The sequence below is a fragment of the Vibrio sp. 10N.247.310.98 genome (assembly GCF_041467395.1).
GTDB classification, from domain to species: Bacteria; Pseudomonadota; Gammaproteobacteria; order Enterobacterales; family Vibrionaceae; genus Vibrio; species Vibrio crassostreae_C.
The window spans coordinates 1-19,310 of record NZ_JBFSUL010000066.1; the positions used below are offsets into that span (position 1 = coordinate 1).

Consider the following 19,310-nt stretch of genomic DNA (forward strand, 5'->3'; position numbering starts at 1 on the left):
TCACTTACTACCGTTTTTGTTTTTAGTTCCCGCTAATCCGCGATGAACCAAAAAAAAGCCAGCCTGAAGAGGGGCTGGCTAAAGACAAGATATGCCTTGTCGACATGTAGAAGATTTTCAGTCTAATTTACGAGGGTCAGGTAAATTAAACTGAGGCATCAATTTGATACCCAGAGTGACTTACTACTCTATCGACGAATCTACTCCTAGGAGTGCTTATGCATAAGGGGGGAATTCCCCTATAAATGCTGCTCAATGTGATAATTGAGAACCTAGAGTAAATATTTGGGATTCTGAGCCTGTGATTGGGAGCCTACAGCTCTCGTACTACTCGGAATCCTAGATAGTTCGCTGCCGTTGAAGGCGGTACGTACAGTTCGTTAAACACTTTTGCTTCTTCAGGAGAGAAGCTCCACGCGCCACCTTTTGCTAGGCCTTTCTGAACGGTTGTCCATTCCCATACATTACCCACCATGTCGTAGAAGCCTGTTGGTGTTGGTTGGAATGACTTAACCGGAGATGTACTAACGTTTGACCATGGTGTACCCGCCCAGCCAGTGTTGGCTTTGCCTGAACGGAATTCATTGCCCCACCAGAAGTTGGTGTCTTGGCCAGCTCTTGCTGCAGCTTCCCACTCTTGTGGTGTTGGCAAGCGGTAAGTGAAGCCGGTGTTTTTAGATAACCAACGTGTATAAGCTTTGGCATCGTTTTGGCTAACACAAACTACCGGTGAGTTATTAGCTTGCTTAAAGCCTGGGTTCTGCCAGTCTTTATCTGAAACGGTTGTGATCTCTGCATTGACGAATGTATCGCAGGTGTTCATCAGCTCAGCGTCTGTCTGGTAGCCTGTGTTTTTTACGAATGCTTTGAAGTCTTGAACACGGGTTGGTGTTGCGGCTAATGCAAACGGCTGTTTGATCGTCACTTGTTGTGCGTTATTTTCACCCAGTAGGTAGCGACCCGAGCCGACAACAATCATTTCAGGGCTCTGAATGTCGTTACCCATCGGATCGGCAAACTTGGTGCCGACATTTAATGAATTCTGTTTCGCTTGCAATACGGCTCGTAGGTTGTGATCGCGGGCTATCTTCAGCTCTTGATGGAAAGAAAGGTAGCCTTCTTTTTCGATCGTGACCATGTGTTGGCCCGTCGGTAACATCACTTCAACCGGTGTACTGCCATAGTTCACGCCGTTGATAGAAACATTGTCGTTGTATTGATTTGAACGCACCACCAAGTTAACCCAAGCAACTTCTTTTTGCTGGTCGTTGGCTTGTTGCTCGCTTTGTGTGAAACAGTTTGATGACTGAATACCAAGCAGGCGACAAGGTGTGTTCTTATCTGGACGAGTTTCTAGGTTCGCCGCAATCACCGCTCGGTAACGGTTATCTTCAGAGAAGCCAGAGGATTTCACTTTGTGTTGCAGAACGTGAATGTTCAGCGAAGCAGACGCAAGGTGCTCTTTCACTGTTTTCGATTCAGTCGCGTTATCGATTAGGCTGTGTTGGAATTGTTTTACCGCTTTTTGAAGTGCCAAAGTCACCGTTTGGTCTGAACACTGCGCCAGTGTCATATCGCTGCTGCAACGGTTGGTAAAGCTAACAGTTTGCTCTTCCGTCTGAGTGATCTCGTATCTTAGTCGCTCTGCTCTTGCTCTTAGCTTGTCTTGGTTTAGGTTTGCGATTGAAGCTTCTGCCGCGGCTTTCTCGGCTTGGATAGCCTCAAGCTCCATCACCAAGCCTTGCTGCTTTTGCTCTGAGTCTGAAATCGCAAGTTTGCCTTCTTTTACGGTTTTCCAAGCGTCTTGGAAGCGTTTTTGAGCAAGCGAGATATCGAAATCGGGATCATCAATCATGCGCGTGTAATCTTGCTCTAGGCTGGCTTTTGCCTTTGCGAGTGTTTGCTCTGCTTGAGCTGATAACTCAGCTAGACGTGCCGTTTGCTGCGCCTGATTGTCGACTTCGTTTTGTTTGTCGGCTAATTTCTTTTCAACAGCCGTTAAGTCGGCATGCTTTTCAAAAAGTGAGCTTTCAATGTCGGTGACAGATGACGCGATCGCTGGTGGTGTTGCCTCAGCAAAAACAGCTGGCGTCATTAAGCATGGAGCAAGTGCAAATAATAGAGTAGGAAGACCTTGGCGCATGATGGGCTACTTCAATCGTAATTTAGGTTAATCGAATATTCTAAACGAGAACGCCATTTCGTCTGCAGCTACTGTTTATAACGATAAAACAAGGTTATAACGACCATACAAATTTGTAACGATCATACAGTTTATAACTATCAACAAAATGGCGAGTGTTCATTCAGCTTTGTGAAATAGGCACGGCTATCTGATATCGAGCTAAGCGTTTTGAATTGGCTCAGGCTCTATATACAAAGGGTGTTTAGCTTTCTTTGCTAGGAAGAAGCTTAACCCAAATCGTGTCGCTGCCGTTGATGGTAACTGTGCGGTTGTAAGACTCGTAACCTTGTTTTGAAATGGTTACTTGGTGACGACCACTTGGTAGCACAACCTCAAGAGGGGTGCTGCCATACTTAATGCCGTTGATGGTTACTGAGTCGTTGTACTGATCAGAACGTACCGTCACGTTAGCCCACTGTTTGTCACTCTTCTTAACGACTGCTGCGTCACTGCCTGTTAAACAGTAGCGAGTCGAAACATTCAATAGGTTACATGCTGCAACTGCTTCAGGTTTTGCTTGAAGTTGAGCTTGCATCTGCATGAAGTAAGAGTTGTTACCAGAGAAGCCGCTCTTGATCGCTTGGCTGTCTTGAACATGGATATTCAGCTGAACACCTTGTAAGTTTTGCTTCGCAAGTGTGCTTTCTGTGAGCTGCTCAAGTAATTGGCTCTTGAACGTTTGCACGGCTTTTTGATTGGTCAGGTGTTTACCCTGTGCAGTACACTCACCAAGTGTCATTGTTGATGAACATGTGGTGGTATAGCTGGTTTCAAGCACCGCACTTTCACGCAGTTCTGTTGCGATACGTTTTACGCGAGCTTCAACTTTTGACTCTCTCAAGTTTGCCAGCTCATTATTCAGGCGAGCTTTCTTTTGCTTGATTTGAGAAAGGTGAATTTCGCTCTCGTTGATCGCTTGTTCGTTATCTAGCTGAGACGATTGATTCTCTTTAACCGCAGCCCAAGCGTCTTGGTAACTTTTCTGGAAAGAGACTAAATCTGTTTCTGGATCTTCAAGCAAGCGACTGTACTGTTTGTCGAGTACAGACTTGGCTCTGTTACGTTTTGCCTTAAGTTCTTCACCTTCGCGCAACAACTTGCTGTTCTTGTTTTGAAGTTGTTTTAGGTTTTCAGTCGCCGATACTTTGGTTGCTGAAATACGCTCAATATCTGAGTTTTTCTCTGTTAGCTTTGCATCGATAGCTGAAACGGGATCGACTTGATTCAGTTCTTCAGCGGATACCGATGCAGATACCCAAAGTGGGGATAGCGCAAGTAAAAGCGCTGAAATTCGAAAGTTAGTCATAGGTCCCTGCAACTTGTAGATTGAAAATTGGCTCGTTAATAAAGTGTCTACTTCCTAGTTGTGAGTCACTAGTTATTAGCAATTAACACAATACCCGTCTTTATACCGTTTTATTGCTATCCAATCTACTCAAAAGCCAAGTTTCGGTACTTCGGATACACTTTTTACAGGCTTATAGCCAATTATTTGAGCTATATAAGAAAATTTATTCATTATGTTGGCGTGAAAAAGCATTTATTGACCACATGGTTTTTCGTGCTTGTGTGATTGCTTGTGAAGTCCCTAAACTCGCCGGAACGATTGGTTTTACAATGCCCGTAGTTTGTACACTCTTGATCATCCTTCCGGAGGCATGATCAAGATGATCGCGATAATGATCTTTTCATTCTCGCGAGCAAATAACTCTCATGAGCATTTACAAATTCATCTTGTGCGCATTTAAGAGTATTATTCTTACTATGTTGACCCGAGTATTTTTCTGTCATGTCTAAACCTTTACCCTTTCCTAACCTAGACCTTTCTCCGCTAGGCCTTACTGGCCCTCGTCCTGCTGAGATCATCACTTTGCCATCGCATATGGATTGCCACGATCACCATTATTCTCAGGTGGTGATTGGTTTAAAAGGTCAGGCGGAATTTGAAGTGAGTGGTAAGGGGAATCTTGTTGGCCCAGGACAAGGTTGTGTGGTGACAGCGAGCTCTGATCATGCTTTCGGCGGAGTGGTTGGTCAGTCGGATATTCTCGTGCTCAACATGCCTATGCCAACCGATGATGACCCTCTGATGCTAGAGAAGATTAACCAGTTAGAATCATCGAACGTCTACTTCCAATTAGACGCGCAAATTCAAAAGCTTATCCATATGTTGGTGCAAGAAATGCAGGCGAGCCCGGATGATCTATTGTTAAGCCGTGCCTGCAATGACACGGTGATCGCTCTGATGCAAAGGCACATATCGGCATTTGAAACCTCAATTAAAGACTCGCGTTTTGATCTTGAAGCACTGGATCGCTACATCGAGCAACACCTCGCGAATAAGATCTCTGTCGCTCAGCTTGCGGGCAGCGTGTTCTTGGGCGAAAGCCAGTTCCATATGCTGTTCAAAGAGCAAATGGGCATTACCCCTCACCAGTATGTTCTTGGTAAGCGTATCGATCGTTCTCGCCGTTTAATTGAACAGGGTAACCTTAGCCTTGGTCAGGTCGCAGAACTGGCTGGTTTCTCCGGTCAATCCTCTTTTACTCACACCTTTTCACGCCTTCAAGGCATGTCTCCATCCCAATACAAAAAGAAAATTTCTGTTAAATAGTGAAACAAAACGGCATATTATTTTAAAGTTTCATATGTGACGTTGTGTTTGTTTTGTTAATAAAGCGAGTTTTTAGCAAAAAACTCGGAGTTTTTGACAAGTAATCCTTATATACTCTAAATACACTGCAGCCATTGTAGAGATCCCGGGCTAATTCCGGGTGTGAGATTAAGGAAAACGCATGTTTACAGCTACTGATGTGTTAAAGCCAGAATTCAACGAGCAGTCGCTTGATGATCTATGGTCGCTTATCTCACCATTATATATGGTGGATGAAACCCAATGGCTAGAGCAACTTCTGCCACTAGCTACCCCTTCTGAGTCTGAAAAGCAGCAAATCACAGACAAAACGACTTCTTTGATCGAAGCTATCCGTGCGGATAAGACTTCTATCCAGATGATCGATGCACTGTTGCTTGAATACAGCTTAGATACTCAAGAGGGCATCTTGCTGATGTGTCTGGCGGAAGCCTTGATGCGTATTCCTGATTCAGCAACGGCTGATGCACTGATTCGCGACAAGCTAAGCGTTGCGGATTGGAAGTCTCACCTAAAGAATTCTGATTCGGTTTTTGTTAACGCTTCAACTTGGGGCTTAATGCTAACAGGCAAGGTGGTTGGACTTTCATCGAACGAGCAGAGTGCTGGACAAGCGGTTAACCGTTTAGTGAACAAGCTTTCTGAGCCGGTAATTCGTAAAGCGATGCACCAAGCGATGAAAGTGATGGGTCACCAATTTGTTCTTGGCCGCAGCATTGCTGAAGCGCAAAAGAACGGTAAGTCGATGCGCGACAAAGGCTTTACCTACTCATACGACATGCTAGGTGAAGCAGCACTGACCACAGCTGACGCAAATAAGTACTTTAAAGATTACCTAATGGCGATTGAAGCCGTAGGTCGAGACACTTATGTCTCTTCAAAATCGAGCCCTGCGCCATCGGTATCTATCAAGCTTTCTGCGCTTCATCCACGTTACGAAGTAGCGAACGAAGACCGCGTACTGACTGAACTTTGCGACACGCTAGAGCAGCTATTGCGCCGTGCAGTAGAGCTAGATGTTGCAATTACGATTGATGCTGAAGAAGCGGATCGCCTAGAGCTTTCTCTTAAATTATTCGAAAAACTGTACCGCACTGACCTTGTAAAAGGTTGGGGTAAATTTGGTCTGGTTATTCAAGCATACTCAAAGCGTGCACTTCCGGTTCTAGTATGGCTAAACCGCCTAGCGAAAGAGCAGGGTGATTTGATCCCGCTTCGCTTAGTTAAAGGTGCTTACTGGGACAGCGAAATCAAATGGTCGCAACAAGCTGGCTTTACTGATTACCCAGTTTACACACGTAAAGAAGCGACAGACGTAGCTTACCTTGCATGTGCGCGTTACCTATTGAGCCCAAGCGTTCGTGGCAATATCTTCCCGCAGTTTGCGAGCCACAATGCTCATACGGTTTCTGCTATTGCCGTCATGACCGACCATAAAGACTTTGAATTCCAACGCTTACACGGCATGGGTGATTCTCTGTACAACCATGCGATGGAAGCTTACCAACAGTCGGTACGTATCTACGCACCGGTTGGCAGCCATAAAGATCTACTGCCATACCTAGTACGTCGCTTGCTAGAAAACGGCGCAAACAGCTCGTTTGTCCACCGTCTAGTTGATGCGCGTTGCCCTGTGGCAGAGCTGACTCAACACCCTGTCGATATGCTTCTGGCATTCGATACATTGCACAACACTAAGATTCCTCTGCCTCCAGCGGTATTCCCTGAGCGTAAGAACTCTTACGGTGTGAACATTGATATTGAAAGTGAAGCGCATCAGTTTGAAGAGCAAGTAAAAGGCTTCTTAAACAATCAATGGACTGCTGGACCTGTGATCAACGGCGAATCTCTTGCCGAAAGCATGATCAAGGCTGATCAGAATGTTGAACAAGTAACAGCACCTTATGATCGTCGAATTAATGTGGGTCAGGTGGCTTTTGCAAACCTTGATCATGTTTCCGCAGCGATCACTGGTGCAGACGCCGCATTTGCTGATTGGAATGCGACATCGGTTGAAACCAAAGCCGCTGCGCTTGAGAAGCTGGCGGATCTGATGGAAGAAAACCTGGCTGAGCTGGTGGCAATTTGTCATCAAGAAGCGGGTAAGACAATTCACGACAGCATTGATGAAGTGCGTGAAGCGGTCGACTTCTGTCGTTACTACGCAAAACAAGCGAACAACCTACAAGGTTTTGAGCTAAAAGGCTTTGATGGTCTAACTCGAATCGCTTCGCGACAAGGTCGTGGTGTATTCGTTTGTATCAGCCCTTGGAACTTCCCATTGGCGATCTTCCTTGGCCAAATTACAGCTGCACTAGTGGCGGGTAACACGGTTGTGGCGAAACCTGCAGAGCAAACAAGCTTAATTGCAGCTCGCGCGGTTGAACTGATGAATGAAGCGGGCTTCCCTGCTGGCACGATTCAACTTCTACCTGGTCGTGGTGCAGAGATCGGCAGTGCGCTAACTAGCCACGATGCGATTGCAGGCGTTGCCTTCACGGGGTCAACCCCAACTGCACAACGCATTAACGTGTCATTGGCAAGTCGTAACGCTAAGCCTGTTCCGTTTATCGCGGAAACCGGTGGTCAGAATGCGATGATCGTCGACAGTACTGCACTGCCTGAACAAGTGGTTCGTGATGTGATTCGTTCTGCCTTTGCTTCAGCAGGTCAACGTTGTTCTGCACTGCGTGTACTTTACATCCAAGAAGACATTGCAGACCGCGTGGTTGGATTGATTCACGGTGCAATGGACGAGTTGAGTGTTGGTATTCCACACCTTCATAAAACCGATGTTGGCCCTGTTATCGACCAAAACGCAAAACAGAAGCTAATGGCGCACTTAGAAAACATGACCAATACCCAGAAGAAGGTGGCTCAACTTTCTTTAGGTACGGATTGTGAACATGGTGACTTTGTTCCACCAAGTGCATTTGAAATCGATGACATCAGCTGTTTGAAAGAAGAGCAGTTTGGTCCTGTACTGCATATCGTTCGCTTCAAAGCGAGTGAACTGGCGCAAGTGGTAGACCAAATTAACCAAACCGGTTTTGGCTTAACCATGGGCATCCACAGCCGTAACGAGACAACTTACCGTTGGATCGAAAAACACGTTCGTGTGGGTAACTGTTACATCAACCGTGACCAGGTCGGCGCTGTTGTTGGTGTACAACCATTTGGTGGTCAAGGCTTGTCTGGTACTGGCCCTAAAGCGGGTGGTCCTCACTACCTATACCGCTTTACTGATGTTCATTTCTCTCAATCACAAGACAAGGCATAAGGAGCAGTATCATGGTTCATCAAGTGACAGGTTTTTCTGATGCTTTCTTGGCGTGGGAACAATGGAATCTTACCGATTTTGATCATAAGAGTGCTCAGGTACTTGCATTCAAATCAGAGATCGAAAGCCAATCTACGTCTTTGGCGGCAGTGGCAACTTATCACCTAGAGCAGGCCTCTGCGCTGCTTTCTGAGCAGCACCTAATGGCTGGCCCGACTGGTGAAACAAACGAGCTGTATGCTGCAGGACGTGGTGTGGCTTTGGTGATTGTTGATGATTGCCAAGACAAAGAGCCAGCACTACAAACAGCAACCGCGATGATTACCGCAGCACTATTAGCGGGTAACAGCGTGCAATTGTGCAGTGATGACGTGCAATTCAACACCTTGATCGCTGATGCAGCGAAACAAGCGAATTTACCGACGAACTTGGTGCAGGTTGCTTCGTACGACGCGGCTCAACAGCTGCTGTCTTGCGATGTACGTAGCGCAGGTTACGTAGGTAACTCACAAACGGCTCAAGCTATCAATTTACAACTTGCTAAGCGTGACGGTGCCATCGTCAGTTTAGTAGCTGAAACGGATCTGACAGCAATGCATGTTGCTCACGATCCACACTTATCGCTGCGTTTCATTACCGAGCGTACGCGAACTATAAATATAACAGCCGTGGGCGGTAACGCGACCTTGCTCGAACTTGGAAGCGAAGCTCACTAACCTTCAGTAACATTGGCTCTAAGCACTTTTGTTTTCTCCATTGTTGGTTTCACCATCTTTGGATTTAACTCATAGTGCCTTGGAGCCTCAATACCTAACTCAATGCACTCGCTTGCCTTTACGGTGAGTGTCTTGCATTGAATTAGGCATGGAAGGCTTTTTACAAATGAGGACTATCAAATGATAGAAAACAGTTTTGCAATAACGACGACGTTCATTGCGTATCTAATTATGATGCTGGCAATCGGTGTTATTGCTTACAAACGTACTTCTAGCTCGACAGACTACTTCCTAGGTGGTCGTTCGCTAGGCCCATGGCCTGCTGCACTTTCTGCTGGTGCATCAGACATGAGTGGTTGGCTACTACTTGGTCTACCGGGTTACGCTTATGCTGCTGGTTTTGAAGCATTCTGGCTTGCTGGTGGCCTGCTAGTTGGTACTTGGGCGAACTGGTTAATCAGTGCTAAACGTCTGCGTACTTACAGCATTACAACAGAGTCACTGACGCTACCTGAGTTCCTATCTCGTCGTTTCAATGATAATTCTAAGCTGATCCAAACAATTTCTGCTTTCTTTATCCTTTTATTCTTCCTTTTCTACACAAGTTCTGGCTTGGTAGCAGGTGGTAAATTGTTTGAAACAGTATTCGGCCTAGATTACACAACAGCGGTAATCATCGGTACAGTATGTGTGGTTTCTTACACGCTATTTGGTGGTTTCCTTGCGGTATCTTGGACGGATTTGGTTCAAGGTCTGCTGATGTCTGCTGCGCTATTGATTGTACCAATCGCAGCGATGAACGGTGGTCTTGGTCAGCTATCGACTGATCTTCACAACATCAACCCAGAGCTTCTCACGCTATGGAATGATGTGAAAGGTGAGCCACTTTCTGCTATCGCGATCATCTCGCTAGCGGCATGGGGTCTAGGTTACTTCGGTCAGCCACACATCCTTGCTCGTTTCAAAGCAACACGTAGCAACAAAGACCTAACAACAGCGCGTCGTATCGCGGTGGTATGGTCTGCTCTGTCTATGGTTGGTGCAATGCTAGTAGGTCTGGTTGGTCTAATCTACGTGACTAACTCTGGCGCGCCTAAGCTAGACGATGGCGAGAAGATCTTCATGCTTCTTGTGAACGCGATGTTCCACCCAGTAATCGCAGGTATCTTACTTGCTGCAATCCTAGCGGCAATCATGAGTACTGCGGATTCACAGCTACTTGTATCTTCATCTGCACTAGCAGAAGATCTGTATAAGCAAGTACTTAAGAAAGATGCGACGTCTGAAGAGATTGTTCGTGTAGGCCGCTTCGCGGTTATCCTAATCTCTTTGATTGCACTTGTGCTAGCGATGACGCCAGACAGTTCAGTACTTGGCCTTGTGTCTTACGCATGGGCTGGTTTTGGTGCTGCATTCGGCCCAGCTATTGTATTGAGCCTGTACTGGTCTCGTATGAACCGTAACGGCGCTCTCGCGGGTATCGTGGTTGGTGGTGTGACTATCGTACTTTGGAAACAGTTCACGGGCGGTTGGTTCGATGTGTACGAAATCGTACCGGGAATCATCCTATCGACTCTTTCTATCGTTATCGTGAGTCTAATTACGGGCGAGCCTGAAGACGAAGTTAAGAAGCAACACGCTGAGTTCGAGAAGAACCTCGTTGAGCTAGACTAATTTACATTGTAAAAATACCAATGAATTAGCAAAAGACATGAACAATAGAGTCACTTCGGTGGCTCTATTTTTTTATGTGAGTACGACCTTTGTCTTATTTCAAATTAAGTTTATTCGAGGTTTTCTGATATTGAAATGGGGGTTTACAATGTAAATCGAAAGCGAAGGATCTTGAGCGAGAAATGAAAGGTCTGTCTTGTTGGTGGCGTGTGACGTCAAAAAATAAAACAGAAAAATGGCGATTTTTTGAACTTAGCGCTCACTTTTGTGATTAGCTCGGTGAATTGTTGAACTGAATTGGACATGATGTGTCAATTGTCAGTAACCACTAAAGACCTATAGGACAAAGGTATGCCAGATCTCTATTGCAAAGGATGTAAAAAAACAACACTACATAAGTCTATAATGAAACGTTGTGAATCAGAGCCCGAGACAGCTTCTGGCCGTATGATGCAATGGACGTCAAAACTATTTAGTGGAAACCTGTACTACGATATGGAAACTCAGCACTTCTGCCGCACGTGCAATTGTCGTTGCGAAACTGGAAGTGCTGTTCCCCAAGTTGGCCTAGCCTAACTCATAGTAAGTGCTTACTAACTTGATTCAAAAAACCTCCGTGCTAGGAGGTTTTTGTGTTTCTAAGCAGCCTTGAGTGCAAGCTCAGCTTCAATGGCATTGCCATCAATCTTCACTTCCCATCCATAGTTTGAGTATTCACTTGCTAGTGCCTGAGCAACATCTTTTGATACCGTTACGTGTGTCCATGAACCAATACCGTAAGGTTTATATGCGAGTTCTTGCGTTTTCATAATAGAGTCATCCTTTCTCTTTGATAATTATATTATTCACTTTGGCCTATATCCTTTCTTTCGTTTCCGGCTCAACTTATTTGTTAATCGGGTCATTTCTATAATAATTTGTTAATAACCAGAGTTTGATTTATAAGGGTTCTTATCTATTTGTATGTGTTTATATCTGGCGTGAATATCATCCGTGCATTTAGTTTTTAAATGTGTGAGCGAGGTTTTCTTCGATTGCTCTTGGTATGGAATATACTGAGCGGAATTTAGAATGTTTAAGGAATGTTATGTCTCAGCATCAGCTCGATCGTATCGATAAAGAGATACTAAGAATTCTGCATATGAAAGGGCGTTTACCTGTTGTTGAACTGGCAAAACAGGTCAACCTTACGACGTCACCTTGCTCTGATAGACTCAAGCGATTGGAGAAAGAGGGCTACATCACGGGCTATCATGCTGAGCTTTGTTCAGAAAAGCTGGGACTCGATGTTCAAGTCTTTATCCATATCCGTCTCGATCAGACTAGCTTTTCGATCTTCGACAAATTTGCCCAAGCCGTGGAAATGATGCCTGAGGTGGAAGAGTGCTACTCACTGTCGGGTGACTTTGACACCATGATCAAGGTTCGAGTGAAAGACATGAAGGCGTACCAAGCGTTTATGGCAACGAAGTTGGGCACCTTGCCTGGTGTGATTCAGACACGTAGTGAAGTGGTGATTGAAGAGCATAAAAAGGGCTTCGGCGTGAACCCTGAGTTGTTGGCAACTCTAAAATAGTGGCCTAATTTCGCTTACCAACGTGATTTAGATATAAAAAATGGAAGCAATAAGCTTCCATTTTTTGTTGAGCGTCAGATAAAGAGCAATCCGATAAACTTGTTCGCCTTAAAGCGTAATGGCCGCAGAGATTAAGCCAATCACACCACCGAATACACCGCCCCAAACCACAAGCCAGCCAAGGTGCTTCTTGATCATGGTCTGAACCATCTCTTTAACCAGCTTAGGTGTTAGTTCATTCAAGCGCTGATCGATGATCGCCTCAATGTTTTCTTTGATTTCATCCATCATCGCAGGCGATTCTAGCTCGTCTTTGATGGCATTTTTTACAGAATCACTCTTGCTGATTTCAATCACAGATTCTTGCATCTTCTCAACAAACGGCGCTTTCATTGGCTCTAGTGCTTCTGTGCCACCAAACATTGCCAACATACCGCCAAACTGAGAGTTCTCGATAACATGCACCAGTGAGTCGAATGCAGGGTTAAAGTCGATCTTCTGAATCACAGGCTCTAGATTGAGCGACTTTCCTGTCATCTCGCTGCTTAGGAAGCGGTCGATGTTACTTTCTGTAAAGAATTGCTCCATCATCAGTTGCTTGATGGCTGCCTTGAACTCTTCAAAGCGCGCTGGAATCACTCCAGAACCGTATAGGCCGGGTACTTTCTCGAACAACATGTGAATCGCAAGCCAGTTGGTGATGGCACCAGAAAAGGCGAATAGGCCTGCATAAAGCAAGTATTGGTTTGCTGTCGCATAGCCGCCAGCAAGCAGCGCTAACGCGATAACGTTAGTTAAGACACTTTTGTTCATGGTTGATCTCTAGAAAGAATATTGCGCGCATTTTAAGAAAAAAACGCCAAGAAAAAAACAAAAGGATCGATGAAGTTTATTGGACAGGTAGCAAAGAGCGCCAAATAGCAGGCATAAAAAAGGCTAGCCTCCCCCCGAAGTCTAGCCTTATTCCAGAACGCGCAAGCGAGGCGTCTTTGGTGTTAATGTCATTATATAATTACGACATAACATTCTGCCATGTGTAATTTACCGCTAATAAACAAATTGCTGTGAATCACATCGCACTTTTAAAATAGCACAAAAATTAAGCGTTTGTAGCTTGCTCAAGGTCATCGGCAATGAAGCCACCGGTTTGGTGATTCCATAGCTGCGCATAAATACCATTCTGGTTAATCAGCTCTTGGTGCGTGCCTTCTTCTACGATATTGCCTTGGTCGAGTACGATCAGGCGATCCATCGCTGCGATGGTCGACAGGCGGTGTGCAATCGCAATAACCGTTTTGCCTTCCATTAGCTCAATCAAGCTCTCTTGAATCGCTGCCTCTACCTCAGAATCGAGTGCAGAAGTTGCTTCATCGAGAACAAGTAATGGAGCATTCTTTAGAAGAACACGTGAGATAGCCACACGTTGACGCTGACCACCAGAAAGCTTAACGCCACGTTCACCCACTTGAGCATCGTAACCAACGTTGCCAAACGGGTCGGTTAGCGTTTCGATAAACTCATGCGCGTGTGCCTGTTTAGTCGCCGCGTATACCTCTTCGTCTGATGCCTCTGGTCGACCGTAAAGAATGTTGTCTTTGATCGAACGGTGCAGCAGTGAAGTATCTTGGGTCACCATACCAATGTTGCTACGCAGAGAATCTTGAGTAACGCTCGAGATCTCTTGGTCATCAATCAGGATGCGGCCACTTTCTACATCGTGGAAACGCAAAAGTAAGTTAACTAGGGTCGATTTACCTGCACCTGAACGGCCAACCAAGCCCACTTTTTCACCCGGTTTGATGTTGAGGTTTAGGTTGTTAATTACACCCTTATTCTCGCCGTAGTTAAAGCTCACGTTATCGAAGTTGATGCCGCCTTGTGGTACATCCAAAGGCTTAGCGTCTTTTTTGTCTTCAATAGCGATGGGCTTAGACAGCGTTTTAATGCCATCAATCACGGTGCCTAGGTTTTCAAACAAGCCACCAATTTCCCACATGATCCATTTCGACATACCGTTAATACGCAAAGCCAAGCTGACCGCTATTGCAATTGCACCAACAGTGATTGCGTTGTCTAGCCATAAGTAGATAGAGATGCCGGCAATACTGAACACCAACAGGTAGTTAGCGAACTCAACGCAGATGTTGAAGCCGGTCACTAAGCGCATTTGGCGATGGACGGTATCTAAGAAGCCTTCCATGCCTTCTTCGGCGTATTCTGTTTCTCTTTTGCTGTGTGAGAACAGTTTGACCGTTGCGATGTTGGTGTAGCTATCCACAATACGACCCGTCATCAACGAGCGAGCATCGGCTTGCTCAGAAGACACATCTTTGAGTTTCGGTACGAAGTGCAGCTGAATGCTGACGTAAATGAACAACCAAACCAGCATCGGAGCCATCAAGCGCCAATCTGATTCTGCGAGTATGAATAACATTGCCGTAAAGTAGACCGTCACATAGACGAATACATCGACCATTTTTGTCACGGTTTCACGTACTGCGAGCGAGGTTTGCATCACCTTGGTAGCGACACGTCCGGCAAAGTCATCTTGATAGAACGACAAGCTTTGCTTCAAAAGGTAGCGGTGCGCTAACCAACGAATCGACATTGGGTAGTTGCCTAGCAAAGTTTGGTGAAGCAATAGCGAGTAGACACTGATCAAGATTGGCATCACGACCAACAGTAGAACGCCGAGCCCCATCAGTGTTGATTTATTATCAGCAAGGAAGGTTTCGGGGTTGCTTGTTGATAGCCAGTCAACCAGTTGTCCCATGTAGCCGAACAGCGCGACTTCGATGATCGCGATGGTCATGCTCATCAACCCGAGCAAGATCAACGGTTTTTCGAAACCTCGAGTGTAATGGCGGCAGAATGCCAGTATTCCAGTAGGAGGTTGTATCGGCTCTCCCTTTGGAAAGGCTTCAGTAAAGCCTTCAAATTTCTTGTACATAGATTTCCCTTTATAAACTAGTGCATCTATAAGCGACTGCATCGTTGGTGCAGCTTTGTTTTTATAGTCTTGATTTGAAATTTTACCGTCTTAGTTTGAAATTATATAAGCGCCCATGGGTTCTTATAAGCATTGAGTCATTCGATGGGTGTTGTTCTAGCTCTTATCTAAGTACTTGGTTTAAGCGCTTAGCTTTAGTTACTTGGCTTTAATCACTTGGTTTTAACGTTAATGCTTAGTTTTAAAGTTAATTACTTGGTTTAAGTGACGAAGGAAAGATCCAAAGAGTGTCTTTCATGACGCTTATTTTAGATTGAATTAGACAGGAAAAGTTAAGCTTATTTCAAACGTAATTGATGGTTATGCAACGGTGATAATCCTAACGTTAAATGGATTGAATTGTAACCAAAACTCGTGGTGAGCGAGAAAATGAAATCGGAATATTTATCCATAAAGCGACTTAACGAATATGCATACAGTTGGTTCTTTCTGATGTGCTGTTATCTCGCAGTAAAAATTACCGATTAATCTAAGATCTGCAGTGATTGTTTGGGATAAATATTCAAATCATTATTATTTTCAGTGAATCTTGTCGTAACAAGTTGTTTACAATTCTGAGGTAAATAAAAGATAGGGACGGTTGAAATGTTAAACCTACACAAAAAATCACTTCATATTACTAATGTTCAAAACGCCAATTGCGTTGTTATGGTTCCGCCAAAAGAGTTTCGATTTAACGAAGAAACAGCACGTGATAATGAGTTTCAGCACAGAGTCAATCTGACCGAAGCTGAGGTGAAGCTAGAAACGATGGCCGAATTTAAGGCTATGGTGGCTTCGTTGCGTAAAGAAGGTGTGCAAGTTGTAGAGTTTGATTACCCAGAATTGGGTGTCGAAACCCCTGACGCAGTGTTCCCAAACAACTGGTTCAGTACTTGTAGTGATGGAAGTTTATTCACTTTCCCTATGGCCTGTGAAAACCGTCAGCATGAAGTTAAGCCTACTGCTCTTATTGAAGTGTTGGAAGCGTCTGGTCGCATTGTTAACCACAGTGAGTCTATGGAGTCGTACGTTGCTCAAGGTTCTTATCTAGAGAGCACCGGTGTGATGGTTATCGATCACATCAATAAGACGATCTATGCGGCGCTTTCTCAGCGTTGCGACCGTGAAGTATTAGAAGATTATGCGAAGCGTATTGGTTATTCTCGCGTGGTTTCGTTCCAAACGGCATTACCGTCTGGTCAGCCGATTTACCACACCAATGTGATGATGGCGATTGGCGATAACTTCTGCGTGATCTGTGATGAAGTGATTCCTGAGTTTGAACGCCGCTTTGTGGTGAAGTCGCTTGCTAAAGATAAGCAGGTTATCTCTATCTCAATTGATCAGATGAACCGTTTCTGTGGCAACATCCTGCAGCTTGAAACCGTGAATGGCGACAAGGTGATCGCGATGTCTCAATCGGCTTACGATGCGTTTTCTCCAGCCCAGTTAGCTCAGCTTTCGACGCATGGAAAACTGCTGCCATTTAACGTGAAAACGATTGAAGACATTGGCGGTGGTTCGGTGCGATGCATGTTGGGTGAGGTGTTTTTACCAACGCGAGTAAATCGTCTGTAACAAGCACTCACTTTCAGTAATGAATCTTTGAATACCACTCTTATCGCAGAGTGGTATTTTTGTTTTTGTCTTTCACATATAAGAGAACAGAGCTCGATACAGGAGTCAACGCGCAAAAGCTAATGGAAATAAGCTATGAAGCGTCCTTAAAAGCTCTGTGTTCGATGAACTGAGCCGACAGTGTTACGACTTCTTTGGAGTAGACGAGCGCCGTGTGGTTGAGTTTGAGGGCGTAAGTATCCGTTGCTCCTCTCAGGTTGGCGTCTTCGAGTGTGACTGTGCCATCGCCCGGGTTTCTTCCCAGAACAATACGTCCGACTCCGGCGTCGTAGGTACCTGTAATCACGCCAATCGGCACATCAATATCGTAGTCACCCAGGCCATCGCTTAAGATCATTTTGCTCGAACCAAATATAAAACCAAGCCCATGATTCGACAGTGTTTTGGCGATAGTTGCCCCATTGTGCGGCGTCCCTGCGGTAATAATGCAGGTGTCGGCAAAATTGGGCTGATAAAACTTAAAGTAGTGACGAATGAGTAAGCCACCGAGTGAGTGACCAAAGAAATAGACCTCATCGTATTCATTAAAGCGAGCATTCACGAAGCGATTGAGGCGTTTGGCTGCAGAAGGGAAACGCAGCGAGTTGTAGGCAAACTTGTGCGTTGTAAAGCCGCGTTTTTTGAAGTTTCTATCCAGATACTGCATGATCAACGCAGGCATATATAGACCATGAATTAAAACTATATGTTTGTTTTTATTATTCATTTTTGTCCTCCGTCTGATGGTGTTTTCAGTATATGGAGTCGCAATTCTAAACTCAATAAAACTTGCTACGAATGAGACACAAAAGGCAGAGGTGTAAGTTATAAACAGAGCGTTCGTTATAGAGCAAGGTTGGGTTAGTCCGATCTCACTCCACCATACACATCTATGGTTAATCCGCCTTGTTTGGCGTAAGTATTGGGTGTTAGACTTTTTACCTTATTGAAGCTTCTCTCTAATGTCCTTTATCGCCAAGTTTTGCAATCCATGTCGAACTAAGCTCTTTTAATATCTTACGAATCAGTTCGCTGTGTCTATCTGTTTGACTTGCCGATATCTAAGGCACCAGTAAATCTTATGATTCTGAATTTTCAGTTTTGGTTAGCTCAGTATCACCTGCTTCACTTTTTGCTTCCGGTTCAACCAAAACTTTGATTACGCCTTTTTGTAGGATCAGGTTATTAGGGTAGGTGATAATGTTGCCCGAACTGTGTCGAAGAATAACATGGAACATGGTGATATCGATGATCACACCGCTGATGTCTTCGTCTTTCTCCGCGACTCTTACTCTGTCGCCAATGCGATAAGGGAAGACGAAAAATATTAGTACGCTGGCTGTGAGGTTACTTAGAATCGACCATTGCGCGAATAAAGCGACACCCAGCACCGCAAATATCGAAGACAAGAACAGAGAAATATCACCAAAACCCAAGTTAAGAACAATCGTAAACACAGCGATGAAGAGTAGAAACAGAACAATATTGAAACACTTAATCACGAACTGCTTTCGCTTCAATTCGACACGCTTATTTTCCGCTAATGTTTCTATCCAGTTCTTACCTAAGCGTTTGATCACCCAATACACAGTGATAAGAAGTAAACCTAAAACTACTTGTCTAAGCCACATATTGGATTGCAAAAACTCAACCATTAAATAAACCTCAATTTTTTCAAAATAACGACCTCTGCCGCTATGACCACGAGCAGCCCAACGCAAAATAGTGGAAATGCTATCGGGTTATCTGTTCCGGGTATCCCAGCGATATTGACACCCAGTAAACCGGTGAAAAACCCAGCAGGGAGGAAAATACCTGCAATGATAGAAAATAGGTACGTATTTCTATTCATTTTTTCAGCTTGTTGCTGACTTAGGCTCGCTAAAAATACATTAATTTGTTCGATGTAAAACTCAACAGACTCGTTAATTCTCAGGATGGTATCAAGGCTGTTCTTTATATGACTGTTGTGCTTACTCAATGGCGCAGGTAGGTCACTCATTAAATCTTCAAAAACGTATTTCTGTGGCTTCAAATAACGCCTTAGTCTGAGTAGCCTTGAATGTAGAGCGTTAATGGATCTTATGTCGATATTGGATGTAGATTCTAACTCGTCAATTAATAGTTCGACGGGTGCTAGGAAGGTTGAAATACTGTGGTTGATTCCACGGATCATGCCCAACAACACATCAGGTAATGATGTAGGGCCTTGGTTTTGTTTGAGATCAGATATCAGATTACTGACCGCTTTTGAAGGAACTTTACGTGTCGATATTAAAGTGCCTTTGTACCATAAGATGCGTAGGCTAAGCATGTCGTCAGGGTTAGCACCTTCGTTTAGATTAATGCCTCGCAGAATCATCAAAAAACAGTCGTGGCCAAATTGTTCGAACCGAGGGCGGGTGTCATCGGTGAGTAATGAATCGATGATGGCATTTGGAACCGTATTACTGTGGAGCCATTCTCTCAAACCGTCAGCATCTCTTTGGCAGTGATACCAAGTTGATTGCTCGAATGAGGCTGGGCTGGTGGTGTGTTCATGTGCCACCCCCTCAGAAAATTGCCAGCTTGAAATTATGAAAGCGTCCATTCATTTGTCCTTAATGATATGACGTAA

Annotated in this window: 14 protein-coding genes and 1 pseudogene; 6 read left to right on the forward strand and 9 right to left on the reverse strand. The window is 44.7% G+C overall.

The features are described 5' to 3' along the window. Positions 1–313 precede the first annotated feature (313 nt). The gene (locus AB6E78_RS19685) at positions 314–2,143 is read right to left on the reverse strand and encodes an SUMF1/EgtB/PvdO family nonheme iron enzyme (protein WP_372110386.1); all 1,830 of its coding nucleotides are present in this window, start codon (positions 2,141–2,143) and stop codon (positions 314–316) included. A 244-nt stretch (positions 2,144–2,387) separates the two neighbouring features. After that, on the reverse strand, positions 2,388–3,491 hold the full coding sequence (locus tag AB6E78_RS19690; RefSeq protein ID WP_372134096.1) for a PEGA domain-containing protein: 1,104 nt from the start codon (positions 3,489–3,491) through the stop codon (positions 2,388–2,390). A 483-nt stretch (positions 3,492–3,974) separates the two neighbouring features. Here AB6E78_RS19690 and AB6E78_RS19695 point away from each other — a divergent pair, with 483 nt between their 5' ends. The 4 genes from AB6E78_RS19695 (at position 3,975) to putP (ending at position 10,508) form a co-directional block, all read left to right on the forward strand. Then, complete coding sequence (locus AB6E78_RS19695; protein ID WP_017065150.1) at positions 3,975–4,799, forward strand: AraC family transcriptional regulator; 825 nt, start codon at positions 3,975–3,977, stop codon at positions 4,797–4,799. A gap of 181 nt (positions 4,800–4,980) precedes the next feature. Beyond that, positions 4,981–8,118 carry a bifunctional proline dehydrogenase/L-glutamate gamma-semialdehyde dehydrogenase PutA gene (gene putA, locus AB6E78_RS19700; RefSeq protein WP_372134097.1) on the forward strand — a complete coding sequence of 1,046 codons (3,138 nt, stop codon included), beginning with the start codon at positions 4,981–4,983 and terminating at the stop codon, positions 8,116–8,118. Positions 8,119–8,129: 11 nt separating this feature from the next. After that, the gene (locus tag AB6E78_RS19705) at positions 8,130–8,834 is read left to right on the forward strand and encodes a hypothetical protein (protein ID WP_004736898.1); all 705 of its coding nucleotides are present in this window, start codon (positions 8,130–8,132) and stop codon (positions 8,832–8,834) included. Positions 8,835–9,017: 183 nt separating this feature from the next. Further along, positions 9,018–10,508: a sodium/proline symporter PutP gene (gene putP / locus AB6E78_RS19710; protein WP_029235685.1), complete on the forward strand. Its 1,491-nt coding sequence runs from the start codon at positions 9,018–9,020 to the stop codon at positions 10,506–10,508. A gap of 638 nt (positions 10,509–11,146) precedes the next feature. Here putP and AB6E78_RS19715 read toward each other — a convergent pair. Beyond that, a complete protein-coding gene (locus AB6E78_RS19715) occupies positions 11,147–11,317 on the reverse strand; it encodes a hypothetical protein (RefSeq protein ID WP_017071239.1) in 171 nt (56 codons plus the stop codon). A 278-nt stretch (positions 11,318–11,595) separates the two neighbouring features. On the opposite strand from AB6E78_RS19715, the gene AB6E78_RS19720 reads away from it, so the two are divergent. Continuing rightward, positions 11,596–12,084, forward strand: a complete 489-nt coding sequence (locus AB6E78_RS19720) for an Lrp/AsnC family transcriptional regulator (RefSeq protein ID WP_004732526.1) — start codon at positions 11,596–11,598, stop codon at positions 12,082–12,084. Positions 12,085–12,192: 108 nt separating this feature from the next. On the opposite strand, the gene AB6E78_RS19725 is transcribed toward AB6E78_RS19720, so the two are convergent. Together AB6E78_RS19725 and AB6E78_RS19730 are read right to left on the reverse strand one after the other, a co-directional pair. Next, the gene (locus AB6E78_RS19725; RefSeq protein ID WP_017065155.1) at positions 12,193–12,897 is read right to left on the reverse strand and encodes a hypothetical protein; all 705 of its coding nucleotides are present in this window, start codon (positions 12,895–12,897) and stop codon (positions 12,193–12,195) included. 286 nt (positions 12,898–13,183) lie between these two features. Then, on the reverse strand, positions 13,184–15,034 hold the full coding sequence (locus AB6E78_RS19730) for an ABC transporter ATP-binding protein (RefSeq protein ID WP_372134098.1): 1,851 nt from the start codon (positions 15,032–15,034) through the stop codon (positions 13,184–13,186). A 645-nt stretch (positions 15,035–15,679) separates the two neighbouring features. On the opposite strand from AB6E78_RS19730, the gene AB6E78_RS19735 reads away from it, so the two are divergent. Then, positions 15,680–16,654: an arginine deiminase-related protein gene (locus tag AB6E78_RS19735; RefSeq protein ID WP_004732521.1), complete on the forward strand. Its 975-nt coding sequence runs from the start codon at positions 15,680–15,682 to the stop codon at positions 16,652–16,654. Positions 16,655–16,787: 133 nt separating this feature from the next. Here the strand turns inward: AB6E78_RS19735 and AB6E78_RS19740 are convergent, their stop codons facing one another. The 4 genes and pseudogenes from AB6E78_RS19740 to AB6E78_RS19755 form a co-directional block, all read right to left on the reverse strand. Then, the gene (locus AB6E78_RS19740; protein ID WP_050647609.1) at positions 16,788–17,420 is read right to left on the reverse strand and encodes a triacylglycerol lipase; all 633 of its coding nucleotides are present in this window, start codon (positions 17,418–17,420) and stop codon (positions 16,788–16,790) included. Between the two features lie 134 nt (positions 17,421–17,554). Beyond that, positions 17,555–17,754: pseudogene (locus AB6E78_RS19745) on the reverse strand (AraC family transcriptional regulator); the annotation flags it as partial. A gap of 18 nt (positions 17,755–17,772) precedes the next feature. After that, positions 17,773–18,348 carry a mechanosensitive ion channel family protein gene (locus AB6E78_RS19750; protein WP_017070158.1) on the reverse strand — a complete coding sequence of 192 codons (576 nt, stop codon included), beginning with the start codon at positions 18,346–18,348 and terminating at the stop codon, positions 17,773–17,775. Further along, complete coding sequence (locus AB6E78_RS19755) at positions 18,348–19,283, reverse strand: CorA family divalent cation transporter (protein WP_017062015.1); 936 nt, start codon at positions 19,281–19,283, stop codon at positions 18,348–18,350. Before AB6E78_RS19755 ends, AB6E78_RS19750 begins: the two co-directional genes overlap by 1 nt. Between the last annotated feature and the right edge of the window lie 27 nt (positions 19,284–19,310).